Source organism: Paludibacterium sp. (genome assembly GCF_019232825.1).
Classification (GTDB): Bacteria; Pseudomonadota; Gammaproteobacteria; order Burkholderiales; family Chromobacteriaceae; genus Paludibacterium.
Map to the genome: position 1 here is coordinate 65,324 of NZ_JAFAND010000127.1, position 10,942 is coordinate 76,265.

A 10,942-nucleotide genomic window follows, 5' to 3' on the forward strand; every position below is an offset into this window, starting at 1 on the left:
TGTACCGAATCCGAGGCAAGCGCGACTAGAGTCGCCCTATTCTGAAAGTAGCTTCCCACACCTTAAATACGATAACATCCCGGGGGAAAATCCCTCTGATGCCTTGAAGCGCGACAATGGCCGAAGATTCAGACCTCGAACGAACAGAAGCAGCAACCGGCAAACGGCTGGAGCAGGCACGTTCCCAAGGTAACGTCCCGCGTTCGCGCGAACTGTCGACCTTTGCCCTCACCATGACCGGCGTGGCCATGCTGATGACGCAAGGCGGCAAGCTGTCGCATTACGTCATGGAGCTGGCGCGGCGCACGCTGACCTTCGACCATGCCGCGGCGGTCTCGCCCGACACCATGCTGGAACGATTCAAGGACGCCATCTTCGGCAGCCTGTGGCAACTCGCGCCCATGCTGGCCACCCTCTTCCTGGTGGCCTTATTCGTGCCGATGCTGGTCGGCGGCTGGAATTTCACCACGCAGGCGATCGAGCCCAACTTCGGCAAATTCAAACTGCTCGGCGGCATCAAACGGATGGTATCGCTCAACGCGCTGACCGAGGCGGTCAAAGCGATCCTCAAATCCGTGCTGATAGGCGGCGTCGGCACCCTGGTGATCTGGAACCAGCGCCAGGAGATCATCAGCCTTGGCCAGATGCCGCTGGAGTCAGGCATCTTCAAGCTGCTCGACATGATGATTCACGACTTCTTCATCATCGCCGGCGCCATGATCCTGCTCGTCGCCATCGACGTGCCCTTCCAATTGTGGAGCTATCACAAGAAGCTGCGCATGACCAAGGAAGAGGTCAAGCGGGAATACAAGGAACAAGAAGGCTCGCCCGAGGTGAAGGGCAAGATCCGCCAGATGCAGCGAGAAGCGGCACGCCGGCGCATGATGCAGGCCGTGCCGACCGCCAACGTCATCGTCACCAACCCAACCCATTACGCGGTGGCGTTGTTATACAAGGAAGGCATGCGCGCGCCGCAGGTGGTGGCCAAGGGTTCGCTGCTCTTGGCGGAAAAGATCATCGACTTGGCGCACGAGCATCGCGTGGCCATCATGCGCGTGCCGAGCTTCGCCCGTGCGCTGTATTTCAACACAGAACCGGGCGACGAGATCCCAGCGCGGCTCTATGCCGCGGCGGCCCAGGTGCTGGCTTACGTGCATCAATTGAAGCTGTACGAGATCAACGGCGGCCTGGCGCCGGTTTATCCCGATCAAATCGAGGTCCCGGCGGATCTTGACCCACAAAGCAAACGCCAGCATGATGCGGCGCCTGGCGCGAGCGAATAATCAGGCATGGACAATTTCCTAGATTTTTTAAAAAAAGTGAATTATTCGGCCCTGGCGGGACCGATTCTCATCATCCTGATCTTGATGATGATGGTCCTGCCACTGCCGCCGCTCCTGCTCGACATCTTCTTCACGTTCAACATCGCGGTATCGGTCATCGTGCTGCTCGTTGGCGTCAACGTGCGCAAGCCGCTGGATTTTTCCGCCTTTCCCGCCATCCTGCTGATTACCACGCTGTTGCGCTTGTCGCTCAACGTCGCCTCGGCGCGGATCATTTTGCTCAACGGCCATACCGGCCCGTCGGCGGCCGGCCACGTGATCGAATCGTTTGCCCGCTTCCTGGTGGGCGGCAACGTCGCCATCGGTATCGTGGTATTCGTGATCATCACCATCATCAACTTCGTGGTGATCACCAAGGGCGCCGGACGTATCGCTGAAGTAAGCGCCCGCTTCACTTTGGACGCCATGCCCGGCAAGCAGATGGCCATCGACGCCGACCTCAACGCCGGCCTGATCGGCGAGGACGAAGCGCGCAAGCGTCGCTCCACCATCGCCGAGGAAGCCAACTTCTTCGGCGCCATGGACGGTGCCTCCAAGTTCGTGCGCGGCGATGCCATGGCCGGCATCATGATCATTCTGATCAATATCGTCGGCGGCTTGATTGTCGGCGTGGTGCAGCACGACCTGGCCGTCGGCGACGCCGCCACCACCTATACGCTGCTGACCATCGGTGACGGTCTGGTGGCGCAGATCCCGGCGCTGATCATCTCCACCGCCGCCGGTATCGTCGTGTCGCGCGTCGGCACCGACAAAGACCTGTCCGAAATGCTGTTGGGGCAGCTGTTCACTCAGCCGCGCGTGCTCAACATCACCGCCGGCGTGATCGGCATGATCGGCATCATTCCCAACATGCCGCACTTCGCCTTCCTGCTGATCGCCACCCTCTTGGCGACGCTGGCGCGGCAGATGTCCAAGCGCGAAGTAGCGACGCGGCAGGCGGAGCAAAAAGCCGAGGCCGCGTCGCGCGTCGCGCGCGAACAGCCGACGGCCGAAGTCAGCTGGAGCGACGTGCAGCACGTGGATCAGCTTGGTCTGGAAGTCGGCTACCGTCTCATTCCGCTGGTGGACCGCAACCAGGACGGCGAACTGCTGCGGCGCATCCGCGGCATCCGCAAAAAGATCGCCCAGGAGTTGGGCTTCCTGGTGCCGGCGGTGCATATCCGCGACAACCTGGAAATCAAGCCCAACGCCTATCGCATTCTGCTCAAGGGCGTCGAAATCGGCCGGGGCGAAGCCTTCATCAACCAAATGCTGGCCATCAACCCCGGCAAAGTATTGGGTGAAATGATCGGCATGAACACCACGGATCCGGCCTTCGGCTTACCGGCGGTATGGATCGACGCCGCCAAGCGCGAAGAGGCGCAAGCTTTGGGCTATACCGTCGTCGACACCAGCACCGTGGTGGCGACGCACATCTCCAACCTGCTGCACACCCATGCGGCCGAGCTGTTGGGCCGGGAAGAAGTACAGGCGCTGATCACCCACTTGACCAAGGATTCGCCCAAATTGGTCGAGGACCTGGTGCCCAAGGTGGTGCCGATCGGCACCTTGCAAAAAGTATTGCAGCAGTTGCTGTCCGAGGGGATTCACATCCGCGACATGCGCTCGATCGTCGAAACGCTGGCCGACCACCTCGCCACCACGCAGGATATCGACGAACTCGCGGCGGCGGTGCGCACCGTGTTGGGACGGGTCATCGTCCAGCAATTGTTCCCGGGAGAAACCGAGCTGCCGCTGTTGACGCTCGATCCGGCGCTGGAAAACGTTCTGATGCAGGCGGTGCAATCCAAGGCGGGCGGCGGACTGGAGCCGGGACTCGCGGAAAATCTGCTCGCCAGCGCGGCGCAGGAATCGGAGCATGCCGAAGTACAAGGCTTCAATCCGGTTTTGCTGACGCCGCCGGCGCTCAGACCGCTATTGGCACGTTTTTTACGCCGCCCCCTGCCACAGTTGCGGGTAATTTCGCATAATGAGATACCGGATAATAAATCAATTCGTATAATTGCCGTCATTGGAGGCAACAAGGGTTAACGACAGATGGTGGTGAAAAAGTACTTCGGAAAGACCACGCGCGACGCACTGCGCCAAGTTCGTGAAGAACTGGGCGCGGATGCCCTGATCCTGTCGAACCGCCCGACACAGGGCGGCGGCGTCGAGATCATGGCCGTGGCCGACGCCGACGTCGCCAACCTGGCCTCCACGCTGTCGACCTCGTCCGGCAGCCGTCATCCGCCGCGTAATGCGCCGTCGCCCACACACGGCACCGCCGTCAACCGAGCGCTGGCGCGCACCTACGCCATGCCGGTCGAGCCGCTGGCCGCCCCCCCGGCCCCCGTCGCGCGGCCGGAGCCGCCGCGCCAAGCCGCCCCCGTCTATGCGCAGCCCCCGATGGATACGCCCGCCGCGCGCGCCGTGCCGCCGACCCTGCGCCAAAGCGCGCCGCAGCAGGAGCCGCCGCCGCGCACGGCCGTGCGTGAGGTGAGCCAGCGGATGGCCGCCGTGGCGCAAGCCGAGGCCGAAACCAACGAAATGGCCACCGAGCTGAAGGAAATCGGCGACGAGATCAAGCTTTTGCGCAGCCTGTTGCAAAGCCAGCTTGCCAGCTTCGCCTGGAACGACATGGAAGGGCGCGCGCCCAACCGTATCGAGCTGTTCAAACATCTGTTGTCCACCGGGCTCAGCTCGACGTTGATCCGTCAATTGATCGACAAGCTGCCGGGGCAGTACAACGGCGACACCGCGCTCAAGTGGGCCCGTTCGGCGCTGCTGCACAATCTGCGTTGCGCCGAAGCCGATAACGAAATCATGCAGCGCGGCGGCATCTACGCGTTGGTCGGACCGACCGGCGTCGGCAAGACCACCACGGTAGCCAAGCTCGCGGCGCGCGCCACGATGAAGTTCGGCCCTCAGCACGTGGCGCTGATCACCACCGACAGCTATCGGATCGGCGCGCAGGATCAGTTGCGCATCTACGGTAAAATCCTCGGCGTGCCGGTATTCTCGATTCAGAACGAGGGTGATCTGCAATTGACGCTGGCCGATTTGTCCACGCGCCATATCATTTTCATCGATACGGTCGGCATGGGGCAGCGCGACGCGCGCGTGGCGAGCCAGATCGGCATGTTCGCCGCCATGGACCGTCCCGTGGAACGCATCCTGGTCATGGCGGCCAACGCCGATGGCCACACGCTGGAAGACGTGGTGCGCAATTACCAGGGTCAAGGCCTTGCAGGCTGCATTTTGTCGAAGATCGATGAAAGCGTGTCGCTCGGCGCGAGCTTGGACATCGTGATCCGCAATCGCCTGAAGGTGTGCTATATCACCAACGGCCAGCGCGTGCCGGAAGACTTGCACAATGCGCACGGCACGTTTCTGGTCGACCGCGCGCTCAAAGCCCCCTACTCCAGCTCGCCGTTCACCATGCAGAATGACGAGCTGCAGATCCTCAACGCGGCGCAGGCGGGCTGGTTATGATGTTGCAGCAAGATCAAGCCGCCAGTCTGCGCCGCCTCAATGCCCGGCCGGCACGCGCCCCGAGCTTCGCCTTCATCGGTTCGGAAGGCTCGGGCACGAGCACGCTGGTGACGGAGCTCGCGGTGGGCGTGGCCTATGCCGGCGGCCAGCCGCTGGTGGTCGACTGCCGCGAAGGGCAGCATATTGCGCGCCGGCTTGGCGTGCCGACCACGGCCACGCTGGAGACCCAGGTCATCAGCATGAATGGCTTGGAAGAAATGACGGCGCGGTCGCGCCAAGGCGTGGTTCTGGTCAATCTGTACGCTAGGCCGGAAGAGCGCGCGCTCTTCTCGTCCCAACTGTGGTTGCGGCTGGGCGCGGAATTCGCCGCGCAGGAGCGCGACGCCACGGCGTTGCTGATCGACGTTCCCAATCCGGCGATCGACCCCGTTCCGGCTTGCGTCGCCGACAATCTGGTGCTGGTGCTGACACCGCAGGCGGAATCGCTGACCATGGCCTATGCCACCATCAAGCGCCTTGCCACCCAATATGGCCGCACCTGCTTTAACGTGCTGGTCAATCGCGCCCGCCACCTGGAGGAAGCGCGCGAGCTGTTCGCTCGGCTGTCGTCGGTCGCCGGCGAGTTTCTCACCGTCGCGCTGCGCTGGGTCGGTTTCGTGCCCGAAGACAGCGCGGTACGCCGCAGTCTGGCACTGCACCGCCCCTCCACCGAGGCGTTTCCGCAAAGCGAATCCAGCATTGCCTTTGCCCAATTGGCCGCTGTGCTGCCACAATGGCATACAACAGATGTAATACAGAATAATACTGGGTACATGGATATGCTGATTGCCGCGTCGAGAGACTGGGCGGAAAGCGAGGGAGCCGTCTGATGACCAACCAAATGCCATCCAAAGTAGCGGCGGGCTACCATCCCGCCGCGCATGGCGGCGACCTGATCCTGGACATCACCCAGTATGCCCCGATGGTCAAAAAAATCGCCGGTATCTTGATTTCGCGTCTGCCGGCGTCCATCGAGCTCGACGATCTGATCCAGGTCGGCATCATCGGCCTCATCGATGCCGCGCGCCAGTTCGATCCCAGTCAGGGCGTGCAATTCGAAACGTTTGCCAGTCAACGGGTGCGCGGTGCGATGCTCGACGAGCTGCGGCGGGAAGACTGGATGCCGCGCCAGGCGCGCCGCCACGCCAAACAGATCGAAGAAGCGATCAACACGCTGGAGCAGCGGTTCGGCCGCAGCCCGCTCGAATCGGAGATCGCCGACGAAATGGCGATGCCCTTGGCCGATTACCAAGAACTCTTAGGCGAATGCAAGGGACTGACCCTATTGCATTACGAGGATTTCACCGACGACGACGGCGATCCGCTGGCCGCCCTGTCGAGCCTCGTCGACAGCAGCAGCCCCGACCCGCTCGCCACGCTGTCGGACGGTGATTTCCGCCAATCATTGATCGACGCCATCACGCAGTTGCCGGAGCGCGACCAGCTGTTGATGGCGCTGTATTACGAACAAGAACTGAACTTGAAGGAAATCGGCGCCGTGCTGGGCGTATCGGAATCCCGAGTCAGCCAGCTGCACAGTCAGGCGATCGTGCGGTTGCGGGCAAAGCTAAAAGACTGGCTTTAAAGCCGACTCTAGGGTAAAACGCAGACAAGCAATAACTATAACGAACAATATCGGATCAGGCTCGTGGACAAGATCAGCATCATCGCTATCATTGGCGGCTTTTCCGCCATTATTGCCGGCCAGGCCATGGAAGGCGGCAACGTCTCCTCCCTGCTGCAACTGACCGCCTTCATGATTGTCATCGGCGGCACACTCAGTGCCGTCATGCTGCAAAGCACACCCAAGCAATTCGTCACCGGCCTGCGCATGCTGCGCTGGGTGATCGTCCCGCCGGCATTCAACCACGAAAGCATGATCCGCGAGGTGGTGAACTGGAGCCAAAGCGCCCGCCGCGGCGGCCTGCTGTCGCTCGAGGGGTTCGTCAACATGCAGCGAGATCCGTTTACCCGCAAAGCGCTGCAAATGCTGGTCGACGGCGGCGAGCCGGATACGCTGAGAAGCGTCATGGAAGTCGAGATCACCATGTTCGAACATGCGCGCCGCCAAGCGGCCAAGATCTGGGAATCGGCCGGCGGCTACTCGCCGACGCTGGGGATTCTGGGCGCGGTGCTCGGCCTGATTCACGTGATGGAAAACCTGACCGATCCGTCTAAGCTCGGCGCCGGTATCGCCGTCGCCTTCGTGGCCACGGTCTATGGCGTGGGTTCGGCCAACCTGCTGTTTCTGCCGATCGCCAACAAACTGAAAAACATCATTTCCAGCGAAGTGGCGATGAAGGAACTGGTGGTCGAGGGCATCGTCGCCATCGCCAACGGCGAAAATCCGCGCATCATCGAAACGCGGTTGCGCGGCTTCCTGGCCATGCACGAATGACCGCGCGGCGCGGTTCTCCGCGCCGGTTCAGGCCGGTCTGACGAGTGTCCCCGCCGCCGGCTTTCTGAAATATCCCGTCAGCAGTTTCACCATGTCGGGGTCCATCAATACCGGCCCCTTCAACGGCGCAACGCTGCCGCCGTCGCGACTGCCTAGATAACACCAGCGATCGAAGTGATGCTCGGCCACCAGGCCGCTGACCTCGTCGCGCTCGACGATGGCCACCGCGCCCGGATACGGCCAGTCTCGCTCTGCCAGCCGCGCCAGCGCCGACTGCAACCGCGCGTTGTGCGCCGCCGCCGACTCGCGGCCGATGCAGGCGCCCTGGCAGCGTCCGGCGCCACGGCCGTCACAGGGCTGTCCCTTGCGGCTGGTAACCCGTTCGACGCCCAGCACCCACTGACATAGCCCTTGTGACTGGGCAAGCTCCTTGAGCGCCTTCTTGGCGTCGCGCGGCGTGCGGAACAAACCATAGTGCGGCGTGGCGCCGCTGGATGGCAGCACGCCGCCATGAACGATCTCGGGCCGCAAGAAGCCATCCTCGCCCGGCACGAGCCCCACGGTGCAAACCTCGCTCGCCATCCGTCCTTTGGCATTGAGCCGCGGCCGCAGGGTTTTCAACAGCACGATGTCGAGCAGCGCGGAACCGAACTCGCCCAGGGTCTCGTGCCATTCGATGCGGCCGGCTTGCTCGGCCAGTTGCAAGGCTTTGCCATGTCCTGGAGAGAAATGGGCGAGCACCCCCCGGCGCAAGTTGTTGTCGTGACCGACATAGAGCGGCAAGCCGCCGCGGTCGTAAACACAATAGACCCCCGGGACGTCCGGCAAGGCGTCGAAAGTCTCGGCGTCCATGCCGGCCGGCGGCGCGCTCTGCCCCAGCAAGGCCTCGGCGGCGGCGGCGACCGTCTCCTGCCCGAGCGCCGCGCCGGCCGCCAGCAGAAAGCGGTAGACCGCCTCCGCGTCCGCCAACGCGCGGTGCCGCTCGGGCAGCACGATATCGTGCCGCGCCATCACCGCGTCCAGATTGTGCTTGTACTCGTGCGGATAAAGCGTGCGCGACAGTTTGACCGAACACAGCGTCTCGCTTTGCAGCCGCAATCCGGCACGCTTGAACTCGTTTTTCAACACGCCGTAATCGAAGCGAACGTTATGCGCGATCAACAGACGGCCGGCTAGCCGCTGCTTGATCGTCTCGGCCAGGTCGGCAAAACTCGGCGCGCCGGCGACCATGTCGTCGCTGATGCCGGTCATATTCTGGATAAAAGCCGGGATAGGCTGACCGGGATTGATCAGGGAATCGAAGCGTTCGACCCGGTCGCCGTCGATCAGGATAAGCCCGATTTCGGTGATGCGGTCACGCGCGAGGTGGCCCCCGGTGGTTTCAAGGTCGACAATGGCACAAGGACGGGAAAAAGGCATCGATGACATTCGGGAGAGCGGTCGGCGGGAAGCTGGCAGCGCGAATAGTTTCAAGAAGTTTATTTTACTGCCTGAAGGGAAAAATTCCTATATTCCTTGACACCGAAGGACTGCCTCGCTAGAATCCCCTTCTCTTACAGCGCACCCGTAGCTCAGTTGGATAGAGTATCTGGCTACGAACCAGAGGGTCGGGCGTTCGAATCGCTCCGGGTGCGCCACAAGATTCAGTCCCTATAGTTTAGCGGTTAGAACACTGCCCTTTCACGGCGGCGGCCGGGGTTCGATTCCCCGTGGGGACGCCAGTTTTGCACCCGTAGCTCAGTTGGATAGAGTATCTGGCTACGAACCAGAGGGTCGGGCGTTCGAATCGCTCCGGGTGCGCCAAAATTCAGTCCCTATAGTTTAGCGGTTAGAACACTGCCCTTTCACGGCGGCGGCCGGGGTTCGATTCCCCGTGGGGACGCCAGCTTGACACGATAGGCTTCCAGCAATGGAAGCCTTTTTCGTTTGTCCGCGATAGTTATATTTTCCACTATCTGTAAATTAGAAAATCATCATTTATGCCGTATTTTGATGGGCGTACCCTAATTCCATACGCACAAAGGGGTTTCTCATGTACGGTAATACCCATCTGCCTTGCCTGTTTATCGACCTGGAAAAAATCCGCCACAACACCCGTGTGATGGTACAGCGCTGCCACGATGCCGGCATTGCCGTGGCCGGCGTGGTCAAGTTGCTGCGCGGCTCGCCGGAGGTGGCGCAAGTGATGCGCGAAGCCGGCGTCGATTGGATCGCCGATTCGCGCCTGGACAACCTCGCGCGCCTGGAAGACTGCGGCTTGCCACGGCTGTTGCTGCGATTGCCCTCTCCCCAGCAGGCCGGTGAAACCGTGCGCCACAGCGAGATCTCGCTCAATTCGGAAGCCGTGACGTTGCGGGCGCTATCCGCCGCGGCCGGCCGGGCGGGCCGCACGCACAAAGTGATCGTCATGCAAGACCTGGGGGATCTGCGCGAAGGCTGTTACGACGAAGCCGAAACGCAGGAACTCGCGCGCTTGGTCCTACAGCTCCCCCACCTCGAGTTGGCCGGCATCGGCGCCAATCTGGCGTGCTACGGCGGTGTCGCGCCCTCGCCGCAAAACCAGCAACGGCTGGTGGCGATCGCCCAGCGCATTCGGCGCGATTTGTCCTGCGACTGCCCGATCGTCTCAGGCTGCAATTCGGCGGCATCCTTCATGCTGCTCGACGGCACCCTGCCCGCCGGCATGAACCAGCTGCGGCTCGGCGCCTCGCTCTTGATGGGCATTGGCCTGAACGACAATCCCATCCCCGGCCTGATGCAAGACACCCTCTGGCTCGAAGCGGAAATCATCGAGCTGAAGAACAAGCCCTCGGTACCGGAAAACTCGACGGCGTTAGACGCCTTCGGCCATAAGCCGGTCTTCGAGGATTACGGCATCCGCAGCCGCGCGCTGTGCGCGCTGGGCAAACAGGATGTCGCGCTCGCCGACCTCACTCCCCATGATGCCGGCATCCGCATCATCGGCGGCAGCAGCGACCATCTGATTCTCGATCTGACCGAAGCGAGCAAGCGCTACCAGGTCGGCGACAGCATCGCATTTTCGCTCGGCTATGGCGGCGTGCTGGCCTGCATGACCTCGGACTACATTGAAAAGGTTTATCGCTACTAATGCGGGAGTGGGGAGTGGGGCTGGCGTCTACTCCCGCCGTGACGCTTGCGCGGCGCGCTACTGCGGGAGTAACGGCAACACCTTGAAAGCGGGAGCGGGGACGGGCGTTTACTCCCGCCGTTAAGGGTTTGCTTTGACTCCCGCCGTTAAGCCGGAGCGAGCTGCCACTGCGGGAGTAACGGCGACACCTTAAAAGCGGGAGTGGGGACGCGCTTTTACTCCCGCCGTGAAGGTTTTGCTTTTACTCCCGCCTTACCCGCTTTTTTACTTTCAGAATTTACGGACAACCTGCCCAATTGCCGTTTTCCGTTGAGCAAACTAATCTGGTGGGGCTTTGGGCGGAACATTGCCAAAGGCGCGGGCCCGGGGTGTTAGAGCACCGCCGAGCCCGCTAACCAAACCCACTCTCACAAGGAGCGAGCATGGCTATCTACGATGTTAATGCACTTCCTTCCACCCCGACAAACCGCCGTCTGCGTCAGCAGCAGTTACTGACACTGATTTCGGTCTTGTGCGAACCGCGGCAAACCCACCCCAACCCCGACGTGCGCCGGCTGATTTTCGATAGCCGCTTGAGTT

At 61.9% G+C, this 10,942-nt stretch carries 8 protein-coding genes and 4 tRNA genes; 11 read left to right on the top strand and 1 reads right to left on the bottom strand.

The window, feature by feature from the left end; genetic code table 11:
- Nucleotides 1-116 precede the first annotated feature (116 nt).
- The 6 genes from flhB (at nucleotide 117) to JOZ06_RS16630 (ending at nucleotide 7,254) form a co-directional block, all read left to right on the top strand.
- Nucleotides 117-1,283: a flagellar biosynthesis protein FlhB gene (gene flhB / locus JOZ06_RS16605; RefSeq protein ID WP_293234440.1), complete on the top strand. Its 1,167-nt coding sequence runs from the start codon at nucleotides 117-119 to the stop codon at nucleotides 1,281-1,283.
- 36 nt (nucleotides 1,284-1,319) lie between these two features.
- A complete protein-coding gene (gene flhA, locus JOZ06_RS16610; RefSeq protein WP_293234442.1) occupies nucleotides 1,320-3,374 on the top strand; it encodes a flagellar biosynthesis protein FlhA in 2,055 nt (684 codons plus the stop codon).
- Between the two features lie 6 nt (nucleotides 3,375-3,380).
- Nucleotides 3,381-4,817: a flagellar biosynthesis protein FlhF gene (gene flhF / locus JOZ06_RS16615; RefSeq protein WP_293234444.1), complete on the top strand. Its 1,437-nt coding sequence runs from the start codon at nucleotides 3,381-3,383 to the stop codon at nucleotides 4,815-4,817.
- Nucleotides 4,814-5,686, top strand: a complete 873-nt coding sequence (locus tag JOZ06_RS16620; protein ID WP_293234446.1) for a flagellar synthesis regulator FleN — start codon at nucleotides 4,814-4,816, stop codon at nucleotides 5,684-5,686. Before flhF ends, JOZ06_RS16620 begins: the two co-directional genes overlap by 4 nt.
- The gene (locus JOZ06_RS16625) at nucleotides 5,686-6,441 is read left to right on the top strand and encodes an RNA polymerase sigma factor FliA (protein ID WP_293234448.1); all 756 of its coding nucleotides are present in this window, start codon (nucleotides 5,686-5,688) and stop codon (nucleotides 6,439-6,441) included. Before JOZ06_RS16620 ends, JOZ06_RS16625 begins: the two co-directional genes overlap by 1 nt.
- Nucleotides 6,442-6,504: 63 nt before the next feature.
- Nucleotides 6,505-7,254 carry a flagellar motor protein gene (locus JOZ06_RS16630; protein ID WP_293234450.1) on the top strand — a complete coding sequence of 250 codons (750 nt, stop codon included), beginning with the start codon at nucleotides 6,505-6,507 and terminating at the stop codon, nucleotides 7,252-7,254.
- A gap of 27 nt (nucleotides 7,255-7,281) precedes the next feature.
- On the opposite strand, the gene JOZ06_RS16635 is transcribed toward JOZ06_RS16630, so the two are convergent.
- Nucleotides 7,282-8,673 (bottom strand): exonuclease domain-containing protein, encoded by a 1,392-nt coding sequence (locus JOZ06_RS16635; protein ID WP_293234452.1) that lies wholly within the window; start codon nucleotides 8,671-8,673, stop codon nucleotides 7,282-7,284.
- A 141-nt stretch (nucleotides 8,674-8,814) separates the two neighbouring features.
- Between JOZ06_RS16635 and JOZ06_RS16640 the strand changes: the two genes are divergently transcribed.
- From JOZ06_RS16640 to JOZ06_RS16660, 5 genes are all read left to right on the top strand, one after another.
- Nucleotides 8,815-8,891, top strand: a tRNA-Arg gene (locus tag JOZ06_RS16640).
- Nucleotides 8,892-8,900: 9 nt separating this feature from the next.
- Nucleotides 8,901-8,975: transfer RNA gene (locus JOZ06_RS16645), tRNA-Glu, on the top strand.
- 5 nt (nucleotides 8,976-8,980) lie between these two features.
- A tRNA-Arg gene (locus JOZ06_RS16650) sits at nucleotides 8,981-9,057 on the top strand.
- 7 nt (nucleotides 9,058-9,064) lie between these two features.
- Nucleotides 9,065-9,139, top strand: a tRNA-Glu gene (locus tag JOZ06_RS16655).
- A 147-nt stretch (nucleotides 9,140-9,286) separates the two neighbouring features.
- Nucleotides 9,287-10,363: an alanine/ornithine racemase family PLP-dependent enzyme gene (locus JOZ06_RS16660; protein WP_293234454.1), complete on the top strand. Its 1,077-nt coding sequence runs from the start codon at nucleotides 9,287-9,289 to the stop codon at nucleotides 10,361-10,363.
- Nucleotides 10,364-10,942: the final 579 nt, after the last annotated feature.